At 70.1% G+C, this 19,490-nt stretch carries 20 protein-coding genes and 1 tRNA gene; 13 read left to right on the top strand and 8 right to left on the bottom strand.

The window, feature by feature from the left end:
* Positions 1 to 60: 60 nt before the first annotated feature.
* Positions 61 to 696, top strand: a complete 636-nt coding sequence (gene thiE / locus ABDZ89_RS06090) for a thiamine phosphate synthase (protein WP_343777491.1) — start codon at positions 61 to 63, stop codon at positions 694 to 696.
* Positions 689 to 1,552, top strand: coding sequence for a hydroxyethylthiazole kinase (thiM, locus tag ABDZ89_RS06085; RefSeq protein ID WP_343777490.1), 864 nt, complete (start codon positions 689 to 691; stop codon positions 1,550 to 1,552). The genes thiE and thiM overlap by 8 nt, the downstream gene beginning before the upstream one ends.
* 36 nt (positions 1,553 to 1,588) lie before the next feature.
* Here thiM and ABDZ89_RS06080 read toward each other — a convergent pair whose 3' ends face one another.
* The gene (locus ABDZ89_RS06080) at positions 1,589 to 2,380 is read right to left on the bottom strand and encodes an SDR family oxidoreductase (protein ID WP_343777489.1); all 792 of its coding nucleotides are present in this window, start codon (positions 2,378 to 2,380) and stop codon (positions 1,589 to 1,591) included.
* A gap of 157 nt (positions 2,381 to 2,537) precedes the next feature.
* Between ABDZ89_RS06080 and ABDZ89_RS06075 the strand changes: the two genes are divergently transcribed.
* The 7 genes from ABDZ89_RS06075 to moaA all read left to right on the top strand — a co-directional run bounded on the left by ABDZ89_RS06075 (position 2,538) and on the right by moaA (position 9,017).
* Positions 2,538 to 4,040, top strand: a complete 1,503-nt coding sequence (locus ABDZ89_RS06075; RefSeq protein ID WP_343777488.1) for a phytoene desaturase family protein — start codon at positions 2,538 to 2,540, stop codon at positions 4,038 to 4,040.
* Positions 4,037 to 4,951, top strand: coding sequence for a prenyltransferase (locus ABDZ89_RS06070; RefSeq protein WP_343777487.1), 915 nt, complete (start codon positions 4,037 to 4,039; stop codon positions 4,949 to 4,951). Before ABDZ89_RS06075 ends, ABDZ89_RS06070 begins: the two co-directional genes overlap by 4 nt.
* The gene (gene cruF / locus ABDZ89_RS06065; RefSeq protein WP_343777485.1) at positions 4,948 to 5,826 is read left to right on the top strand and encodes a bisanhydrobacterioruberin hydratase; all 879 of its coding nucleotides are present in this window, start codon (positions 4,948 to 4,950) and stop codon (positions 5,824 to 5,826) included. Before ABDZ89_RS06070 ends, cruF begins: the two co-directional genes overlap by 4 nt.
* 131 nt (positions 5,827 to 5,957) lie before the next feature.
* Complete coding sequence (locus ABDZ89_RS06060; RefSeq protein ID WP_343777483.1) at positions 5,958 to 6,515, top strand: hypothetical protein; 558 nt, start codon at positions 5,958 to 5,960, stop codon at positions 6,513 to 6,515.
* 85 nt (positions 6,516 to 6,600) lie between these two features.
* Entirely contained in the window at positions 6,601 to 7,026 is a 426-nt protein-coding gene (locus ABDZ89_RS06055; protein WP_343777481.1) for a universal stress protein, read from the top strand.
* 66 nt (positions 7,027 to 7,092) lie between these two features.
* Positions 7,093 to 7,860 carry an MBL fold metallo-hydrolase gene (locus ABDZ89_RS06050; protein WP_343777480.1) on the top strand — a complete coding sequence of 256 codons (768 nt, stop codon included), beginning with the start codon at positions 7,093 to 7,095 and terminating at the stop codon, positions 7,858 to 7,860.
* A gap of 152 nt (positions 7,861 to 8,012) precedes the next feature.
* Complete coding sequence (gene moaA, locus ABDZ89_RS06045) at positions 8,013 to 9,017, top strand: GTP 3',8-cyclase MoaA (protein WP_343777479.1); 1,005 nt, start codon at positions 8,013 to 8,015, stop codon at positions 9,015 to 9,017.
* 724 nt (positions 9,018 to 9,741) lie between these two features.
* Here the strand turns inward: moaA and ABDZ89_RS06040 are convergent.
* Positions 9,742 to 9,816: transfer RNA gene (locus ABDZ89_RS06040), tRNA-Arg, on the bottom strand.
* Positions 9,817 to 9,916: 100 nt separating this feature from the next.
* On the opposite strand from ABDZ89_RS06040, the gene ABDZ89_RS06035 reads away from it, so the two are divergent.
* Positions 9,917 to 10,540 carry an AAA family ATPase gene (locus ABDZ89_RS06035; protein ID WP_343777477.1) on the top strand — a complete coding sequence of 208 codons (624 nt, stop codon included), beginning with the start codon at positions 9,917 to 9,919 and terminating at the stop codon, positions 10,538 to 10,540.
* Positions 10,537 to 10,989 (top strand): RNA-binding domain-containing protein, encoded by a 453-nt coding sequence (locus tag ABDZ89_RS06030; protein WP_343777476.1) that lies wholly within the window; start codon positions 10,537 to 10,539, stop codon positions 10,987 to 10,989. The genes ABDZ89_RS06035 and ABDZ89_RS06030 overlap by 4 nt, the downstream gene beginning before the upstream one ends.
* Before the next feature lie 31 nt (positions 10,990 to 11,020).
* On the opposite strand, the gene ABDZ89_RS06025 is transcribed toward ABDZ89_RS06030, so the two are convergent.
* The 5 genes from ABDZ89_RS06025 to ABDZ89_RS06005 form a co-directional block, all read right to left on the bottom strand.
* Positions 11,021 to 11,623, bottom strand: coding sequence for a DUF7978 family protein (locus tag ABDZ89_RS06025; protein ID WP_343777474.1), 603 nt, complete (start codon positions 11,621 to 11,623; stop codon positions 11,021 to 11,023).
* A 111-nt stretch (positions 11,624 to 11,734) separates the two neighbouring features.
* A complete protein-coding gene (locus ABDZ89_RS06020; protein ID WP_343777472.1) occupies positions 11,735 to 12,328 on the bottom strand; it encodes a GNAT family N-acetyltransferase in 594 nt (197 codons plus the stop codon).
* Between the two features lie 125 nt (positions 12,329 to 12,453).
* The gene (locus ABDZ89_RS06015; protein WP_343777471.1) at positions 12,454 to 13,383 is read right to left on the bottom strand and encodes an alpha/beta hydrolase; all 930 of its coding nucleotides are present in this window, start codon (positions 13,381 to 13,383) and stop codon (positions 12,454 to 12,456) included.
* 73 nt (positions 13,384 to 13,456) lie between these two features.
* Positions 13,457 to 14,377 (bottom strand): DMT family transporter, encoded by a 921-nt coding sequence (locus ABDZ89_RS06010; RefSeq protein ID WP_343777469.1) that lies wholly within the window; start codon positions 14,375 to 14,377, stop codon positions 13,457 to 13,459.
* Positions 14,378 to 14,475: 98 nt separating this feature from the next.
* Positions 14,476 to 15,135: an ArsR/SmtB family transcription factor gene (locus ABDZ89_RS06005; protein ID WP_343777468.1), complete on the bottom strand. Its 660-nt coding sequence runs from the start codon at positions 15,133 to 15,135 to the stop codon at positions 14,476 to 14,478.
* A gap of 127 nt (positions 15,136 to 15,262) precedes the next feature.
* On the opposite strand from ABDZ89_RS06005, the gene gpmI reads away from it, so the two are divergent.
* Positions 15,263 to 16,786 (top strand): 2,3-bisphosphoglycerate-independent phosphoglycerate mutase, encoded by a 1,524-nt coding sequence (gene gpmI / locus ABDZ89_RS06000; RefSeq protein ID WP_343777467.1) that lies wholly within the window; start codon positions 15,263 to 15,265, stop codon positions 16,784 to 16,786.
* Positions 16,787 to 16,849: 63 nt separating this feature from the next.
* Positions 16,850 to 17,992, top strand: a complete 1,143-nt coding sequence (locus ABDZ89_RS05995) for a thiolase family protein (RefSeq protein WP_343777466.1) — start codon at positions 16,850 to 16,852, stop codon at positions 17,990 to 17,992.
* A 462-nt stretch (positions 17,993 to 18,454) separates the two neighbouring features.
* On the opposite strand, the gene thiL is transcribed toward ABDZ89_RS05995, so the two are convergent.
* On the bottom strand, positions 18,455 to 19,369 hold the full coding sequence (thiL, locus tag ABDZ89_RS05990; protein WP_343777465.1) for a thiamine-phosphate kinase: 915 nt from the start codon (positions 19,367 to 19,369) through the stop codon (positions 18,455 to 18,457).
* Positions 19,370 to 19,490: the final 121 nt, after the last annotated feature.

Genomic DNA, 19,490 nt, shown 5'->3' with positions numbered 1-19,490 from the left:
GCGGTGCGGCGGCGCCCGGAGCGCAACCGTTTTGGGCCGACTCCCCGGTGTGTACCACACATGAATACCAACCAGTGGCAGACGTACCTCGTCACGGCGGCGGGCCGGTCGGCGGGGCGGACCACGCCCGACGTCGTCGCGGCCGCGCTCGACGCCGGCATCGACGCCGTTCAGCTCCGAGACAAGGGAACCTCCGCACGAGAGCGGTACGAGACCGGCCGCCGCCTCCGCGAACTGACCGCCGAGGCGGGCGTGCCGCTGATCGTCAACGACCGGATCGACCTCGCCGCCGCGGTCGACGCCGACGGGGTCCACCTCGGCCAGTCGGACCTTCCGGTCGAGGTCGCGCGCGACCGCCTCGGCGAGTCGGCGACCGTCGGCGTCTCGACGTCGACCGCCGACGAGGCGCGCGAGGCCGCGGCCGCCGGCGCGGACTACCTCGGCGTCGGCGCCGTGTACGCGACGACCTCGAAGGACGTGCCCGACGATCGGAACGGGATCGGCACCGACCGGATAGCCGCCGTCGCCGACGCGGTCGACGTGCCGGTGATCGGGATCGGCGGCATCGACGCGAGCAACGCGGCCTCCGTGGTGGAGGCGGGCGCGACCGGCGTGGCGGTCCTCTCGGCGATAACGGCCGCCGAGGACCCCGCGGAAGCGACCGCGGAGGTCGGGGAGGCGGTCGCGGATGTCTGACGCGCGGGACCCGGGGACCGCCCTCGACGGCGACCTCCTCCGCCGGACGCTGTCCGCGGTCGACGAGGCCGCGCCCCTCGTCCACCACCTCACGAACGACGTGACGACGAGCGAGACGGCGAACGTCACGCTCCACTGGGGCGGGCTGCCGGTGATGGCGGACGCCCCGGCCGAGGCCGGCGACATGGCGGCCGGCGCCGACGCCGTCGTGATCAACACCGGCACGGCGAGCCGCCAGGACGTCGACGCGATGGTCGACGCCGGGCGCCGGGCGAACGAGGCCGACGTTCCCGTCGTCCTCGATCCGGTCGGCTACGGCGCGACGCCGCACCGCGTGGCCTCGGTCGGTCGACTCCTCGACGAGGTCGATTTCGACGTGATCAAGGGCAACGCGGGGGAGGTCCGGGGCCTCGCGGGCGAGGAGGCGACGGTCAAGGGCGTCGAGTCCGTGGGCGAGGAATCGGGCGTCGCGGGCGCCGCCGACGCGCTCGCGACCGAGACCGGCGCCGTCGTCGTGGCCTCGGGAGCGACCGACGTCGTCGCCGGCGGAGAACGGGGGCCCTACGAACTCGCCGTCGGTCACGAGCGGATGGGGTCGTTCGTCGGCTCCGGGTGTATGCTCGCGAGCACGCTCGGAACCGTGACCGCGCTCGCCGGGCGGGCGGACGCCCCGGTCGCGACGACGACCGCGGCGGCAATCATCGCCACGGCGGCGTACGGGCTGGCCGGCGAGCGCGCGGCCGCGGCCGAGCCGAACGGCCCGGCGAGCTACCGGACCGCGTTCATGGACGCGGTGGCGTCGACGGCGACCGACCCGCCGGAGTCGGACGTCGCCGACCGCGTGTCCGAGGTCTGATCGCCGTCGACGCGATCGGACGCCGTCCCCTCCGCGCTAGCGCGTCGCGGTCTTCCACTCGCGGAGGCCGATCCGGCCGCCGTTCAGGTCCTCTGCCGGCGCTTCGGTGGCGGCCCAGACGAAAAGCGGCGCGACGCTCTCCGGGTCCCGGGCGCGCTCCTTGCCGGTCAGGTCGGTCGCGACCAGCCCGGGGTCGATCACGCCGACCGTCGCGTCGATGTCGGCGGCGAAGCCGCGCGCGACCGCCTCGGCGGCCGCCTTCGAGACCGCGTACGCGCCCATGCCGGGCTTGGACTCGGCGGCGACCGCGCCGGACGGGACGAGGACGCGGGCGTCGTCCGCCAGGTGAGGGATCGCCTCCCGTATCGTCGCGAACACGCCGCGAGCGTTCGTCCGCATCGTGTCGTCGTAGTCGGCGTACGAGACCTCGGTCGTCGGGCTCTCGCCCGGCGCGCCGTGGAACAGGCCGGCGTTCGCGAACACCACGTCGATCGGGCCGGCCTCGCGGGCGACCCGCTCGAAGAACCGTTCGAGGTCGAACTCGTCGCGCACGTCGACGCGGTCGCCCCACGCGGTGCCGCGCCCGGGGTCCCCGTCGTCCGCGCCGTCTCCTTCCCCGTCGGCGTCTGTCGCGTCGTCGCTGTCGGCTTCGGGATCGGCCGCGTCCGCCGGCTCGTCACCCTCGCCGTTCAGCGCCGCGACGGTCCGATCCACGGCCGCGCCGTCGCGCCCGGAGACGGCGACAAACGCTCCTTCGTCGACGAACGCCTCGGCGACGGCTCGCCCGATCCCGCTCGTTGCTCCGGTGATCGCGACCGTCAGATCCATATGGAAGCCGGTACGGGCGTCGGCGACTTAGTGGTATCCACTCGACGCGACGGACGATCGTCTCGGGACTCTCGCGGCCGCTCGTCCCGAACGTGTGGGGGACGCCTCGGCGGCGCGTCCGGCCGGATTTATACCTCCGCCGCCCCTAGGTTCGTGTATGGACGTGGTCCCGGACATCGACGACGTTGCCGGCGAGTCCGTCGTCGTTATCGGCGGCGGATTCGGCGGACTCTCGACGGCCTGTTACCTCGCCGACGCTGGCGCGGACGTCACGCTCCTCGAGAAGAACGAACAGCTCGGAGGACGCGCCAGCCGGCTCGAAGTCGACGGCTTCAAATTCGACATGGGGCCGTCGTGGTACCTGATGCCCGACGTCTTCGAGCGGTTCTTCGGTCACTTCGGCCGATCGCCCGACGAGTTCTACGAACTTGAGCGGCTCGACCCCCACTACCGCGTGTTCTGGAAGGACGGGGACAGAGTCGACGTGCTCCCGGACCGCGACAAGAACCGGGAGATATTCGAGTCGTACGAGCCGGGCGCCGGCGAGGCGTTCGACGCGTATCTGGCGGAGTCCGAGCGGACCTACGACATCGGGATGGAACACTTCGTGTACGAGGACCGCCCGCGGCTGCGCGACTACGTCGACACCGACGTGTTGCGCTACTCGTGGGGGCTCTCCCTGCTCGGAAAGATGCAGGGACACGTCGAGGACTACTTCGACCACCCGAAGCTCCAGCAGCTGATGCAGTACACGCTCGTGTTCCTCGGCGGGTCTCCCACGAACACGCCGGCGCTGTACAACCTGATGAGCCACGTCGACTACAACATGGGCGTCTACTACCCGGACGGCGGGATCGGCGCCGTCGTCGACGGCATCGTCGAACTCGCCGAGGACCTCGGCGTCGAGTTCGTCACCGACGCGGCGGTGACCGGCATCGAGGGGCGCTACGGCGCCTTCGCGGTCGACACCGAGAACGGCGGCCGCTACCTCGCCGACCGCGTCGTCTCCGACGCCGACTACGCGCACACCGAACAGGCGCTGCTGCCGGAGCGGAAGCGACAGTACACCGAGGAGTACTGGGAGTCGCGGACGTACGCTCCCTCCGCGTTCCTGCTGTACCTCGGCGTCGAGGGCGACGTTCCGGACCTCGAACACCACACGCTCGTCCTCCCGACCGACTGGGACGAGCACTTCGAGCAGATATTCGACGACCCCGAGTGGCCCGACGACCCCGCGTACTACCTCTGTGTGCCCTCGAAGACCGACGACACCGTCGCGCCGGAGGGGCACAGCAACCTCTTCGCCTTGGTCCCCATCGCGCCGGGGCTGGCCGACACGCCGGAGATCCGCAACCGGTACCGCGACCTCGTGATCGACGACATCGCCGAGAACACCGGTACCGACCTCCGCGGCCGCGTCGTCGTCGAGGAGACGTTCTCGGTCGACGACTTCGCCGAGCGGTACAACAGCTACGCGGGCAGCGCGCTGGGCCTGGCGCACACCCTCACGCAGACGTCGCTGCTGCGCCCGCCCCACACCTCGGACGCGGTCGACGGGCTCTACTTCACGGGGTCGACGACGACCCCGGGCATCGGCGTCCCGATGTGTCTCATCAGCGGACAGCTGACCGCGGAAGCGATGGCCGACGACGACGTGTGACCGAGGCCGTGAGCGACCAACACCGATCCTCCACGGACGAGCGAGAGCGGTCGGCCGGGGGCGGCGAGGGCCTCCGGTACCTGCTGGTGTTGTCGCGGCCGCGCTTCTGGCTGTACCTCGCCGGCCCCGTCGCGGTCGGCGTCACCTACGGCATCGGCGACGTGAGCGAGCTGTTCACCCCCGTCACGGTCGCGCTCGCGGCGTACTTCCTCGTCCCCGCCAACGTCTTCCTCTACGGCGTCAACGACGTGTTCGACGCGGACATCGACGAACTGAACCCGAAGAAGGAGGAGCGCGAGGCGCGCTGGCGCGGGAGTCGCCTCGTCGTCGCCGCGGTCGTGGCCGCCGGCGCGCTCGGCGTCGCCACGTTCGCGATCACCCCCAGGGTCGCGTGGCCGTACCTCGCGGGGTTCCTCCTCCTGTCGGTCGGGTACAGCGCCCCGCCCGCGCGGTTCAAGACGAAACCGTTCCTCGACTCGCTGTCGAACGGGCTGTACGTCCTCCCGGGCGCGGCCGCATACGCGACCGTTGCGGGGTCGCACCCGCCGGTCGCGGCGCTCGCCGGGGCGTGGCTCTGGACGATGGGGATGCACACGTTCTCCGCCATCCCCGACATCGAGCCGGACCGGGCGGCCGGAATCGACACGACCGCGACGGTGCTGGGCGAGGCGCGCACCTACGCCTACTGCTTCGCGGTGTGGGCCGCCGCCGCCGTCGCGTTCGCGCTCGTCGACCCCCGGCTCGGCGCACTGCTCGGCGTGTACCCGGTCTTCGTCGCGTGGGTCTCGCGGGCGTCGGTCTCCGTCGACCGCGCGTACTGGTGGTTCCCGGCGCTGAACACCGTCGTCGGCACGCTGCTGTCGATGGGCGGTCTCTGGCGGGTGTACCCGCTCTGGGAGGCGCTGCCGTGAGCGACTCGACCGCGACGACCGAGTCGCGCTTCGACGCCCTCCGGGAGCGCGCGCCCGACACGCGGCGCGAGGCCGAGGCGCTGCTCGACCGGATCGTGCGAGAGAACCGCTTCACCATCGCGGTCCTCTTCCCGCTCGTGGGTGCCGTCGCGCTCATCGGTAGCGCCGAGGGGGTCGTGCCGGAGCCGTTCGCGTTCCACCCGTGGTTCGTGCTCTTCGGCGTCCTCGTGATGCGCTCGCCGCTCGTCGTCGGGGTCCTCCCCACGGTCGACCGCCGCGCGCTCGGCTGGATCGGGGTCCTGATGGCGTACACGTACCTCATCGAGGGCGTCGGCGTCGCGACCGGCTGGCCGTACGGGGAGTTCGCGTACACGGTCGACCTCGGACCGATGCTCGCGGGGGTGCCCGTCGCGCTCCCCGTCTTCTTCATCCCGCTCGTGATGAACGCGTACCTGCTGTGTCTGTTGCTGCTCGGCCCGCGCGCCGACAGCGTGTGGGTCCGGCTGGCGACGGTGATCCCGGCGGTCGTCGCGATGGACGTGGTGTTAGACCCCGGCGCGGTCGCGCTCGGCTTCTGGGACTTCGGCGGCGGCGCGTTCTACGGCGTCCCGCTCTCGAACTACGCCGGGTGGGTGCTGTCGGCTATCGTCGCGGTCGTCACGCTCGACCGCGCCTTCTCGTCGGCGGGGATCCGCGAGCGGCTCCGCGACTGCGAGTTCATGCTCGACGACATGGTGAGCTTCGTGATCCTCTGGGGCGGGATCAACGTCTGGTACGGGAACCTCCTGCCCGCCGCGGTCGCCGTCGCGTTCGGCGTCGGCCTCTTCCGCGCCGACCGGTTCGACGCGCAGGTGTTCACCCAGTGGCGGCGGTGAGCGGACCGGCCGAGAGCTCGCTGTCCGGCCGCGGTCGACTCGGTTGCCCTTATATACTCCCCTCGCGTTTTTCCTGACATGACCGACGGCGGCCACACCACGGCGCGACGACGACGGGAGGATCGACCCAGATGAGCGACCTCGCGATAGCCTACGGCGACCACGGAGGCGTGTGCGAGGTCGTCGACAGGCTGACCTACTGCGCCGAACAGGTCAGCGTCGCCTTCGACGGGTGGGACGAACCCCACGTGAAGGGACCGGGACTGTACTTCGCGGTCATCGGCGACAGCGACTACGGCTCGTACGCGGACCCGATGGGCGACAACCGCTGGGCGCGCGAGAGCTGCCCGTCCGTCTTCGACGAGGACGCGCTCGCGACCGCCGCCGAGTCGGTGAGCGTCGGGCAGGACGGCGGGATCGTCGTCGCGGTCGACGGCGAGATAGAGGCGCAGATGGTCCGGTTCCGCGACCTGGGCACCCGCGACGAGGAGACCGACCTCGTCGACGACGTGAGCTACGAGCCGTGGATGGGGTCGCGACACATGAGCGCGATCGAGACCTCCGTGCGCCCCGAGGTCGTCGCGACGGTCACGCTCAGCGAGGAGACCGGCCGCGTCAGCGTCTTCCGCGACGGCGAGGCGAACAGCATGCGGCGCGGCGAACTCGGCGGTCGGTGGCGCGCGGAGTAGCGGTCACCCGGTCGCGTGACCGCGGATTCCGAGCGACCGGCGCCCGGGCCCCACGGTTAAGCCGGGGGCACGCGAACGACCCCACATGTACGACGACATCCTGGTCCCCACGGACGGGAGCGAGGCGGTCGACCGCGCGCTCGAACACGCGCTCCGACTCGCGAGCGACCACGACGCGACGGTTCACGCGCTGTACGTCGTCGACCGTCGGATCGCGACCGCCAACTCCGGCGACCTCCACGACGAGGTCGTCGCCGACCTCGAAGCACAGGGCGACGAGGCCGTCGGCGTCGTCGCCGACGCGGCGAGCGAGGCCGGCCTCGACGTCGAGACCCACGTCGCGCACGGGACGCCCGACACCGAGATCGTCGCGTACGCCGACGAGGCGGGGATCGACGTGATCGTCATGAGCCCGGAGGGGAAGTCGCCGCGCGAGCGGATCCGGTCGCTCGGGAGCGTCTCCGACCGCGTCGCCGACGACGCGTCGGTCCCGGTGTTCCTGATCAAGTGAGCCAGGTCCGGGCCGCCGCTCCGAGCGGTCGGTCCAATTAGGTGCCTTCGGCCACGCGGAGTCGACATGGAACTCACCGTGCTCGGTTCGGGCAGCGCCATGCCCGTTCCCGACCGCGTTCAGGCCGGCTACCTCCTCGACGACGGCGACCGGTCGCTGCTCGTCGACTGCGGCAGCGGCGTCCTCCAGCGACTCGCCGGCACCGAGACCGGGTACGAGGGCGTCTCGACGGTCCTGTTGACCCATCACCACCTCGACCACGTGGCCGCGCTCCTGCCGCTGGTGAAGGCCCGCTGGCTCGCCGGCGAGGAACACCTCGAAGTCGTCGGGCCCGCGGGGACGAAGGGGCTCGTCGACGGCCTGCTCGACGTCCACGACTACCTCGACGGCCGGATCGACCTCGCGGTCCGCGAGGTGTCGGCCGCGCGCCCGTTCACCGCCGGCGGGTTTGACGTTGCCGCCCGCGAGACGCGCCACTCGATGGACGGCTTCGCCTACCGGTTCTCGCCGCCGAGTTCGGACGCCCCGGCGAGCGAGGGGCCGCTCGCGCTGTCCGGCGACACCGAGGCGTTCGCGGGGATGGCGTCGTTCGCCGACGGCGCCGACTGCCTCGTCCACGACTGCTCGTTCCCGGACGACGTCGACGTGTCGAACCACCCGCGCCCGACGAGCCTCGGCGAGTCGCTCGCGGGCACTGACATCGGGACGCTCCTCTTATCGCACCTCTATCCGCACACCGGCGGTCGCGAGCGGGAGATGGAAGAACGGGTCCGCGAGGCCGGCTTCGACGGCGAGGTGCGGGCCGCGACCGACGGGCTCCGCGTGTCGCTTTGAGGTCGCGATCGCCAGTCGCAATGGGGCCGCAACCGCGAGTCGCAATCGTAACCGATCGGCCGCCGCGGCGCCGGAGTGACGTAACCGCTCGCTGTTACGTTCCTTCACGATCGACCCGTTTACTTAAGCGCGCGTAGTCGTTCCTGTTCCACATGGCCGACCCACTCGCGGACGACTTCGGACGGGAGGTGACGGGGGTGCGAATCTCGCTCACCGACCGGTGTAACTTCGACTGCGTCTACTGTCACAACGAGGGGTTAGGCGACACGCGCGGGCCGATGGAGCCGAGCGAGTCGGAGATGAGCGCCGACGACGTGGTCCGCTTCCTTGAGGTCGTCGAGGGGTACGGCGTCGACGCCGTGAAGTTCACCGGCGGCGAGCCGATGCTCCGCCAGGACCTCGAAGAGATCATCGAGCGCACGCCCGACTCGATGGAGGTGTCGATGACGACGAACGGCACCTTCCTCCCCGGGCGTGCCGCGGACCTGAAGGCCGCCGGGCTCGACCGCGTCAACGTCTCGCAGGACGCGCTCGACCCGGACGACTTCGCGGAGGTCACGAAGTCCGGCGCCTACGAGCAGGTCCTCGAGGGCGTCAGGGCCGCGGTCGACGCCGGGCTCGATCCCGTGAAGCTCAACATGGTCGTGTTCACCCACACCGCGGGCTACGTCGAGGAGATGGTCGAACACGTCGCGGACAACCACGGCCTTCAGCTCCAGCTCATCCAGTACATGCCGGAGCTGACCGGCAAACCCGAGTGGAACGTCGACATCGGGCGCGTCCACGACTGGCTCGCCGAGAAAGCCGACCGCGTCGAACACCGCGAGATGCACGACCGGAAGCGGTACTTCGTCGGCGAGGACAGCGACGACGAGACCGGCGGCATGGTCGAGATCGTCGACCCCGTCGAGAACGAGGAGTTCTGCGCCAACTGCGGCCGCGTCCGCGTCACCCACGAGGGGTACCTGAAGGGGTGTCTCAACCGCAACGACGACCTCCGCTCGATGGGCGAGATGACCCGCGAGGAGATCGCGGAGACGTTCGAGGAAGTGGTGGCGAACCGCGTGCCCTACTACGGCGAGTACCTGGTCGAGGGCGAGGACGGCGAGTACGAACTGAACGAGAAGTACCTTGGGGCGCCAAGCGCGGCGGACTGAAAGGGGATCGACCACACCTGCTCTGTCGATATCCTCACGAACAGACAGGATCGGCGTGCGAGATACAGAGAGTGAGTTCAGCATAGCGATGACTCTAATCGTACCATTCTCACGTACACCGGGAAACGTTCGCGCAGAGGTGCTCTCCGAGGAGAAGTTCGACGCTGCTGAGCGAAGCCAGATGCTCGGTGGGCAGGCTATGATGATCGGCGACGACCGGAACGATTTAATGACACTTCTCGTATAAGAATTAGTACCCGCGGCCGTCATCGAAACAACTACCACACTTTTCGGCTCCGAACTCCTCGGTGGCCCGCTTGACCTGAATCACCTGGAGTTGTCCGTGATCGAGGTGGTACGTCTGCCCACACGACGCCTGGAAGTCTTCTGCTCCCGGCTCGTGTTTGTGGATCGTCCTGCGCGTCTCATTCAGTATTCCTCTTCTGTCTTCTTGCTGGGTATTACCCATAGTGTGTAAGCAGTTTTTGATCGGGTTCCTGTTTAATCAGACACAATTTCATACAGAACCGAGTTTTGAGCATCTGGGAGACTTGAAACTAACCAGTGAAGAGAGAACGACGGTTTGGTAAGAACTCCAGAACGGTTGATTGCGCCATCTGTGGCTACCCGAACGAGTGTGCTGACTATGCGCCCCACATTCGGCACGTCTACAAGAATATGTCACCTACCAAGGATTTCAACAGAGCCACCACACCCAGAAGAACGAGCACAGTGGGATTCGAACCCACGACCGTCGGATTAGAAGTCCGACGCTCTATCCTGGCTGAGCTATGTGCCCTCACCCGTACCTGATTCGCCGGGTCTAAAAAACGCCCGCGGTTCGCGCCGCCCGCGGGCCAACAGCAGACCTAAGTCCGCGAGCGGAGTAGCGACCGGTAATGAACGTCATCGGAACCGTCGGCCTCCCCGGCAGCGGGAAGGGGGAAGCGGCGAACGTGGCCGAGGCGGCCGGCATCCCCGTCGTCGTCATGGGCGACGTGATCCGCGCCGAGTGTCGCCGCCGCGGCCTCGACCCGGCGCAAAATCACGGGCGGATGGCCGGCACGCTCCGCGAGGAGGAGGGCGACGACGCCATCGCCGCGCGGACGCTCCCGCGGATCCGCGAGGCGGCGGCCGAGAGCGACCGCGGCGAGACCGTGCTGGTCGACGGCCTCCGGTCGACCGTCGAACTCGAACGCTTCCGCGAGGCGTTCGGCGAGGACTTCACCCTCGTCGCGATCCGGGCGCCGTTCGAACTGCGCGCCGAGCGCCTCGACGACCGCGGCCGCGACGACTCCGACTCCGACCTGTCGGCCCTCCGCGAGCGCGACGCCCGCGAGATAGACCTCGGACTCGGCGAGACCCTCGAACTGGCCGACGTGGAGATCGACAACACGGACAGCCTCGCCGCGTTCCGCGGGCGCGTCCGCGAGGTGCTCGGCGTCGCGGAGCCCGAGGCCGACGGCTCCGCGCCCGGCGCCGACCGCGCCGAGGCGGCAAACGCCGGAGGTGACGGCGCGTGATCTACAGCGTCGACGTGCGGATCGAGGCGCCGGTCCGCGACACCGAGGTGACCGACCGCGTCGCCGACGCGGTGAAGAACGTCTTCCCGGACGCCGAGCCCGTCCACGAGGACGGGATGCTCGTCGCCGAGGCGCACACCCTCGACGCCTTCTCCGACGTGCTCCACGAACAGGAGATCCTCGACACCGCCCGCCGCGTCTTCCGACAGAACCGCACCGACGGGGGGTTCACCTTCTCGCTGAAAAAGCAGGCGGCGCTGGAAGGCGTGGTCAACTTCGCGGTCGGCGAGCCGGACGAACTCGGCGAGATCGACGTCGAGGTTCGCGTGCGCGAACCGGACGTCGAGTCGTTCATCGACTACATCGCGCCGGAGACCGACGAGGGACAGCCGGTCGATCCCGACCGCGAGTACGGGGACCGGTTCGACCCCGAAGACGAGGCGTACTGAGGCCGTCGCTGCGAACTCCGGTTCTCTCGACTCAGTCGCTCAGCACCGACGAGACGGCGCCGCCTATCGCACCGAACGCGACCGGGTAGACGGCTCCCGCGAGCAGAACGGTCGTGATCATGTCTGGCGCGACGGTCGCGCCGTCGCCGACCGAGACCCGGAACAGGAACCCGCCGACGACCGCGAGCGGGAGGTATCCGGCCGTGAGGAGGGCGCCGGCTCGGGCGCCGTCGACCGGCGTGGACGCGCCCGCGACGCGGCCGGCCGCGAGGCCGGCGAGGACGAGCAGCACCGGCGGGACGACGAACAGGTACGCGCCCCCGTCCGCCTGCGAGACGAAGTTCACCGAGCGAGCGGCGCCGATCAGCGACGGCACCGAGACGTCGACGAAGTGGGCGTTGTAGAACAGCCACCCCACGCCGCGCCAGACGGAGATGGGGTCGCCGCCGAACAGGTCGGCGAAGAAGTTGATGCCGGAGAGCCCCTCCTCGACCTGGTCGCTCTGCGTGACGTACACGAACAGGTAGCCGAGGACGTACGCGGCGGCACCCGCGACCGCACCGCCGACCGCGTTCGTCGTGAGGCTCGAATCCGTGCCGTTCGCCGCAGCCGTTCCGGGTGTCGACGAAGACATGCGCCCCGACTCATTTCGGACGCGGTAAGTGTCTGTTGGGTCACGCCGACCGCGACGGAGTGGATTATTCCGCCCGTAAAGCCCGTTCCAGCGCCGAATACGGGTTCGAACCTACTCGGTCGCCGCTCGCCACTCCGCCTGCGAGACCGTGTACCGGACCTCGTCGTGGACGCTGCCGTCGGCGAACTCGATCGCGTTACGGAGGTGACCCTCCCGGCGGCCGCCGAGCCGGTCGACGTACTTCTCTATCGCTCGCCGCGACTGGTCGTTGTCCGGGAGGTGGCTCACGGCGACGACCTCCAGGTCGAGGTCGTCGAACGCCACCTCGGCGAGCGCGGCGGCGCGCTCGGCCGAGTACCCGCGACCCCAGAACCGCCTCCGGAGCCACACGCCGAGATTCGCGGTCTTCCGGTCCCAGTCGACCTCGAAGCCGCCGAAGCCGGCTATCTCGCCGGCCCCGTCCTCGCCTTCGCGGGGTCGGATCACGTAGGTCGCGGCCTCGGCCTCCTCGAACTGCTCGCTGGCGCGTTCGAGGAACTCGAGCGTCTTCCGCTTCGTCTCGTGGGCGTCCCAAGTGACGTACTCCGTCACCTCGTCGATCCCGGGGTCGGACGAGCAGATGCGATAGCACGCGTCGAGGTCGACGTTCTCGGGGGAAGCCGCTTCCAGTCGGAGGCGGTCCGTCTCGATCGTTTCGGGGAACACGCGACCGACATCGCGGCGTCGAAAATAAATACCACCGCCGGCGGGCGGGACGTTCACACACCTCGTACGGCGGCGGGAGCGGACGCGACCTGTCGCTCGCCGCCGCCCGCGCGAGCCGGACGGGATTACGCGTCGAACGCGTCTGCGAGGTCGTCGCCGACCGCGGCGATCGCTTCGCGGGCCCGGTCGACTCCCTGCATCGTCATGAACCCGTGGACCATTCCGGGGTAGTTCTCGTACCGCGTCGAGACGCCGTCGGCGACGAGTTTCTCGGCGTACGCCTTTCCGCCGTCGCGAAGCGGGTCGAACCCGGCCGTGACGACCGTCGCGGGCGCGACGCCGGAGAGGTCGCCGGCGTTGATCGGGTCGGCGTACGGGTTCCGCCGGTGGATGTCGCTCCGGTAGTACGCCTCGGAGAACCACTCGATGTCCGCCCGCGAGAGGACCGTCCCGCCGTGTTCGCGGACCGACTCCTGCTCGGGGTCGACGCCGATACCGGGGTACAGCAGGGCCTGATGGGCGATCTCGGGGCCGTCGCGTTCGGCGGCCATCAGCGCGGCGACCGCGGCGAGGTTGCCGCCCGCGGAGTCGCCCGCGACCGCGATCCTACCGGTGCCGCCGAGTGCGTCCGTCGCGTCCGCGGCCCACTCGACCGCGGCGTACGCGTCCTCGACGGCGGCCGGGAACGGGTGTTCGGGCGCGAGCCGGTACTCGACCGAGAGGACCGCACAGCCGCTCTCCCGCGTCAGGTGTCGACAGAGCCAGTCGTGGGTCTCGACGCTGCCGAGGACGAACCCGCCGCCGTGGAAGAACACGACCGTCGGGAACGGCGGATCGCCGGCAGGCGTGTACAGACGCGCGTCGAGGTCCCCGGGACCGGGAATCGTTAGCGGCTCGGTCGCGCCGACGCTCGGCGGGTTTCGGTTCTGAAGCCGCGACAGCGGACCGCTCACGAGACGGAGCAGCTTCAGGCGGTACCGACCGTGAGGAAGGGGAATTCGCGACTGGCGGGCCGCGGCTCGCTTCGCTTGGGGATCGATCTGGTCGGCGCTCACGCCGCGAGAGTCGTTTCCCCGTCGCCAAGACGGTTGCGGCGAGAGCCGTCGGAGACGGGACTGACCGCCCCGTTCACCCGATCACGCCGGCGCCCCGCAGCTCCTCGCGGATCGCGTCGCGTTTCACCAGCCCGAAGCCGACGCAGATGATCAGGAAGCCGGCGACCGTCGCGCCGGTGATACCCTCGTCCAGCAGGATCCACCCGACGGCGGCGGCGAACACCGGCGCGACGTACGAGACGAGGTTGATCTCGATCGGCCCGAGTCGGTCGAGCAGGTCGAAGTAGATCAGGAAGCCGATCCCGCTGGCGAACACGGAGAGGTAGCCCAAGGCGAGCAGCGACTCGGTCGTCCAGGCCGCGTCGGCGACCGACTCGCCGAGCCCGATCGCGATCAGATGGGTGAGGCCGGCCCCGAGGAGCATCGACCACGCCTCCATCGTCTCGATGGGGAGGTCTGCGTCGGAGGCGCGGGAGAGGACGGAGCCGAGCGCGAACGAGGCGGCCGCGCCCAACACGAGCAGCTTCGCGACGGTGCCGTCGCCGGTGAGGTTCGCGGGGTCCGGATTCGCGAGGACGACCGCCCCGACGAGTCCGATGGCGAGGCCGAGCACGCCGACGGCGGTCAGTCGCTCCGCGGGCAGGAAAGCGCGGGCGAACACGGTCGTCAGGAGCGGCGAGAGACTGACGATCACCGCCGCGACGGCGCTCGTCACCGCGGGGTCGGTCTCGCCGACGAACAGCAGCGCGTGGTAGCCGGCGATGATGAACACGGCGCCGGAGAGCACTTCCAGCCACTGAGCGCGCCCGCGAGGGATCGGGTCGTCGACGGCGTACGCCGCGTACGCCAGCATCACGATCCCGGCCACGTCGTACCGGAAGGCCGCGAAGAGCACCGGCGGGAAATACGCCAGGCCCGCCTTGATCGCGACGAACGCGGAGCCCCACACGGCGGCGAGGACGAGAAACAGCGAGAGGTTCCTGAGACGGCTCACGTCCGCCCTCTCCCTGCGGCAGTCCAAAAGCTTCCGGAAGCGGCCGGGCTCGCTGAGTTCGTCGTCGCGAGCCCCGCAGCAGCCGTAGAGAAGTCGCGTCAGCGCACCCGGTAGCCGTCCGCGTCGCGGGCGACGACGCCCACGTCGGAGAGCCGGCGGAGGGCGTCGCTGACGGTCGACTCGCGGGCGCCGACCTCCTCGGCGACCGCGCCCGGCGTGCCGTCGGTCTCGACGACCGCGGCGAGGACGGCCGCGAAGAAGCGGCTGTCGGCCTGCCCACCGAGCCGGTCGTCGATCTCCGAGAGCGCGTCCTCGACGCGGCCCTGTACCCACCGCTGGGCGAGCGAGAGCTCGCGGTCGAGGTCCTGAAGGCGCGCGTACTCGCCGACCAGCTCGGCGAGGTCGCCGCTCGCCTCCGACCCGTCCGGCATTTCGAGCGAGAGGTGGGGACATCGGCCCGACATGTCGAGGCTGTTCTTCGCCGGGTAGGCGCTTTTCGCGCCGAAGCCGTACGGCGAGACGCTGACCTCTAAGCGGAGGCTGCGGGCGATCCGGAAGTACTTCCGGCGCTGGTCGTCGGTCGTCGACTCGACGAGACCGGCCTCCTCCAGCTTCCGCAGGTGGTCGATCACCGCCTTCGGGCTCACGTCGAGGTACTCCGAGATCTCCGTGACGTAACACGGCTTGGTGGAGAGAAGCCGGAGGATGCGCCGCCGGTTCTCGTTGCCGAGGAGATCGAGCAGTACCGCGGAGTCCATTAACGTATGGTTAGCGTCGGACGCGTAAAACGTTGGCTTCCGGCGACGGCGCGGCGGGCCGCCCCCGGTCCGGCGAGGGAGTAGCGGTCACCGAAGGGTAGTTACCCCCCGGGCGGCACGCTGGGGTATGGAGACGGCACTCGTGATCCTCGACGGTTGGGGGCTCGGCGACCACGACCGGCTGGACGCCGTGAAGGCGGCCGACACGCCGACGTTCGACGCGGCGACGGAACGGGGGGCGGACGGCCGCCTCGTCGTTCACGGGCGGCGCGTGGGGCTCCCGGAGGGACAGATGGGCAACTCCGAGGTCGGCCACCTCAACATCGGCGCCGGCCGGGTAGTGAAGCAGGCGTACACCCGGATCACGGACGCGCTCGCAGAGGGTTCGTTCGCGGACAACGACGCGGTCGCGGACGCCTTCGACCACGCCGCGGAGACGGGCGGTCGGGTTCACATCATGGGACTCGTCTCGGACGGCGGGGTCCACTCCGACGTGGAGCACGTGCTGGCGCTGATCGAGGCCGCGGCCGACGCGGGCGTCCCGGCGACGACTCACGCGTTCACCGACGGGCGCGACACGGCGCCGGAGATTGCCGACGAGTTCCTCGCGGACGTGACCGCGACGGCAGGCGAGCACGGGACGGGACGCGTCGCGACCGTGACGGGCCGGTATCACGCGATGGACCGCGACGAGAACTGGGAGCGGACGCGGAAGGCGTACGACGCGATCGTCTCGCGCGAGGCGCCCCACGAGGCCGAGAGCGCGGTCGCGGCCGCACGGGAGGCCCACGCTCGCGGCGAGACCGACGAGTTCGTCGAGCCGACGCTCGTCGCCGACGAGCCCGCGCTCGCGGACGGCGACGCCGTGATCTTCGTCAACTTCCGCGCGGACCGCGCCCGGCAGCTGGTCCGAATGCTGACCGACACCCGACCCGAGTGGGGGTTCGACCTCGATCAGCCCGACGTGCGGCTGACCACGATGACCGAGTACGACGAGACGTTCGACTTCCCGGTCGCGTTCCCGCCGGAGACCCCGGCGAACACGGTCGGTGAAGTGGTCGCCGACGCCGGCGGCACCCAACTCCGGATCGCCGAGTCGGAGAAGTACCCCCACGTGACCTACTTCCTCAACGGCGGCCGCGAGGTGAAGTTCCCCGGCGAGATCCGGACGATCGTCGAGAGCCCGGACGTCCCCACCTACGACCAGCAGCCGGAGATGTCGGCGCCCGGAGTGACCGACGCCGCGGTCGAGACGATCGCGTCAGACGACCCCGATCTGTTGGTCCTCAACTACGCCAACCCCGACATGGTGGGGCACACGGGCGACTTCGACGCGGCGGTCGAGGCGGTCGAGGCGGTCGACGGACAGCTCGACCGACTCCTCTCCGCGATCGCCGACGCCGGCGCGCACGCGGTCGTCACCGCCGACCACGGCAACGCCGACGACATGGGAACCGCAGACGATCCCCACACCGCCCACACGTTCAACCCGGTGCCGTTCGTCTACCTCTCGCCCGAGGGCGACGACGGCGGGCGTGCGGTGCGCGACGACGGGTCGCTGTGCGACATCGCGCCGACACTCCTGGAGCTGATGGACCTCGAGTGCCCGGCGGAGATGACCGGCGAGCCGCTGTTGACCGATAAACGATAAACCCCGGATCGATTTCCGCCCGTTCCACGGCGTTTTAATACGCCGACCGACCTGTGATCGTTCATGACAGACGAGACCACACCGGTGATCGCGGCCGCTCATCGAACGCCACAGGGCAAAGACGGCGGCGTCTACGAGGACGTCCGTACCGAGGACCTCTCGACGACGCTCATCGACCACACGCTCGCGGAGACGGGGCTGACGAGCGACCACGTCGACGACCTGATGTGGGGCGTCGCCCAGCAGCGCGCCGAGCAGGACAACAACGTCGCGCGGGTCATCGCCCTCCTCTCCGAACTGGGCGAGTCCGTCCCCGCGACCACGATCAACCGCTGGTGCGCCTCGTCGATGCAGGCGGTCATCTCCGCGTCGGACGCCGTCGCCGCGGGCAACCGCGACTGCGTCATCGCGGGCGGCGCCGAGAACATGAGCCGCGTCCCGATGGACGGCGACTCCTACCAGCACCTCCACCCGGAGCTCTCCGAGCGGTACAACGTCTTCCAGCTGCAGATGGGGATGACCGCCGAGAAGGTGGCCGAGGAGTACGGCGTGAGCCGCGAGGCGCAAGACGAGTACGCGGCCCGCAGCCACCAGCGCGCCGCCGAGGCGACCGAGTCGGGACGGTTCGACGACGAGATCGTCCCCGTCGAGACCGACGACGGACTCGTCGAGGAGGACGAGGGGATCCGCCCGGACACGACCGCCGAGAAGCTCGCCGAGCTGCCGCCCGCGTTCACGGGCGACGGCACGGTCACGGCCGGGAACTCCTCGCAGATCTCCGACGGCGCGTCGGTCACGCTCGTCACGAGCAAGGCGTTCGCCGAGGACCACGGGCTCGACGTGCTCGCGGAGGTCGGCACGAACAACGTCGCCGGCGTCGACCCGACCGTGATGGGGATCGGTCCGGTGCCCGCGACGCGAGGCCTGCTCGATCGCGCCGGGACGACCGTCGACGACTACGACCTGGTCGAACTCAACGAGGCGTTCGCCTCCCAGTGCGAGTACTCCCGGCGCGAACTCGGCATCGACGAGGACCGGTACAACGTCAACGGCGGCGCCATCGCGCTCGGCCACCCGCTCGGCGCCTCGGGCGCGCGGCTCCCGGTGACGCTGCTCCACGAGATGCAGAAACGCGACTCCGAGCGCGGGCTCGCGACGCTCTGTGTCGGCTTCGGACAGGGCGCCGCGATCGAGTTCAAGCGGTAACGAACTAACCACCTCTCTTCATCCGCGGTGGCGCGTGCCTCCGAGCGCCCGGTAGGGCGCGAGGAGCACGCGCGAGGGAGTCGGTGTCGGTCGAGCGAAGCGAAGAACGCCAGCGACAGGACGAGAGCGAAGCTCTCGCTTGAAACCGGACGTAGTCCGGTGACGAGGCTGGGGAGGCGTGAGGTGCGGTTGCGGTGCTGTGCGGGCGGGGCTCGAAGGGGCAGCCGGGAGGACGAAGACGCGCGACGCAAGCAGCGTGGCGCGATGTGCCACGGGCAGCCGGCGGCGGAGCCGTCGGCGACACCGCAGGAGCGAACGTAGTGAACGACGAGGAGCGCAGCGAGCGCATCGAATCCTCCCGGCTGGGGATTCGGCCGTCTCAGTCACTCCGTTGACTCCAGCGAAATTCGTTACGTACAGCCGAACTGCTGAGGCTGTGACGGCACCCATCGGGTTCCGGGCCTATCCGTCGCCGTGCGTGTACCCGCGGTCGGGCAGCGCGTCGCCGTCGGCCGTGACGCGCGACGGTTCTTCTCCGTCCGGCTCCGCGATCACCCTCCCGACCCGCGTCAGGCCGGCTGGACACGCCTCCCGAACGCTCTCCACTTCGGGTTCCGGTACCGCACAGAGCAGTTCGAAGTCCTCGCCGAAGTGCGCCGCCAGTTCGAACCGCTCGGCGGCGTCCGCAGCCACTTCCTCGACAGCCGGGTGGACGGGGACCGCGTCGCGCTCCAGTTCGATCCCGACGCCGCTCGCCTCCGCGAGTTGGTGACAGGACCGGGCGAGCCCGTCCGAGGAGTCCATCATCGCGGTCGCCGCGTCGGCGAGCGCGACGCCGTCGGCCACCCGCGGCGTGAACCGGAACAGGTCGTTGGCGCGTTCGACCGCCTCGTCGCCGCCCGACTCGAACAGCCGGAGCCCCGCCGCTGACCGGCCCCACTCGCCGGTGACGCAGAGCGCCTCGCCCGGTTCCGCCCCGTCTCGCGTGACGGGACCGGCGTCCGTGACCGAACCGATCGCCGTGGTCGCGGTCGTGAACTCCACGTGTTCGTCGAGGTCGCCGCCGACGTACTCGGCGTCGACCGCCTCGCAGACGTCGACCGCGCCCGCGACGAACCGCGTCAGTTCCTCTCGGTCGAACCCGTCGTCGGCGTAGACGGCGACCGCGGCGCTCGCGGCGGCGCCCATCGCGGCCACGTCCGACAGCGACGCGCCGACCGCGCGCCAGCCAGCGGTGTACCGGGTGGTGCCGGCCGGGAAGTCGGTCCGCTCGTGGAGCATGTCCGTCGTGATGACGGTCCCGTCGACGACGGCGGCGTCGTCGCCCGCGTGCGGGAGGTCGCCCGCGAGGACCCGGAGAGCGTCGCGCTCGTTCACTGCCACACCCTCCGGGAGCCGGAGGCAATAAGCGATCGGTCCAGGGCGGACGCGAGGCCGACGCGAGCCCCGGATGCTGAATACGTGGTGCGTGTTGGCATGGAACATTTAATCGAGTAAA

This window comes from Halorubrum ejinorense (assembly GCF_039522565.1).
Lineage (GTDB): Archaea > Halobacteriota > Halobacteria > Halobacteriales > Haloferacaceae > Halorubrum > Halorubrum ejinorense.
This window is presented reverse-complemented; position numbering and strand designations above follow the sequence as displayed.

Bases quoted from the DNA above. Each gene is read 5' to 3' on its own strand.
- thiE (WP_343777491.1), top strand. From the start codon at position 61: ATGAATACCAACCAGTGGCAGACGTACCTCGTCACGGCGGCGGGCCGG.
- thiM (WP_343777490.1), top strand. From the start codon at position 689: ATGTCTGACGCGCGGGACCCGGGGACCGCCCTCGACGGCGACCTCCTC.
- ABDZ89_RS06080 (WP_343777489.1), bottom strand. From the start codon at position 2,380: ATGGATCTGACGGTCGCGATCACCGGAGCAACGAGCGGGATCGGGCGA.
- ABDZ89_RS06075 (WP_343777488.1), top strand. From the start codon at position 2,538: ATGGACGTGGTCCCGGACATCGACGACGTTGCCGGCGAGTCCGTCGTC.
- ABDZ89_RS06060 (WP_343777483.1), top strand. From the start codon at position 5,958: ATGAGCGACCTCGCGATAGCCTACGGCGACCACGGAGGCGTGTGCGAG.
- ABDZ89_RS06055 (WP_343777481.1), top strand. From the start codon at position 6,601: ATGTACGACGACATCCTGGTCCCCACGGACGGGAGCGAGGCGGTCGAC.
- ABDZ89_RS06050 (WP_343777480.1), top strand. From the start codon at position 7,093: ATGGAACTCACCGTGCTCGGTTCGGGCAGCGCCATGCCCGTTCCCGAC.
- moaA (WP_343777479.1), top strand. From the start codon at position 8,013: ATGGCCGACCCACTCGCGGACGACTTCGGACGGGAGGTGACGGGGGTG.
- ABDZ89_RS06035 (WP_343777477.1), top strand. From the start codon at position 9,917: ATGAACGTCATCGGAACCGTCGGCCTCCCCGGCAGCGGGAAGGGGGAA.
- ABDZ89_RS06025 (WP_343777474.1), bottom strand. From the start codon at position 11,623: ATGTCTTCGTCGACACCCGGAACGGCTGCGGCGAACGGCACGGATTCG.
- ABDZ89_RS06005 (WP_343777468.1), bottom strand. From the start codon at position 15,135: ATGGACTCCGCGGTACTGCTCGATCTCCTCGGCAACGAGAACCGGCGG.
- gpmI (WP_343777467.1), top strand. From the start codon at position 15,263: ATGGAGACGGCACTCGTGATCCTCGACGGTTGGGGGCTCGGCGACCAC.
- ABDZ89_RS05995 (WP_343777466.1), top strand. From the start codon at position 16,850: ATGACAGACGAGACCACACCGGTGATCGCGGCCGCTCATCGAACGCCA.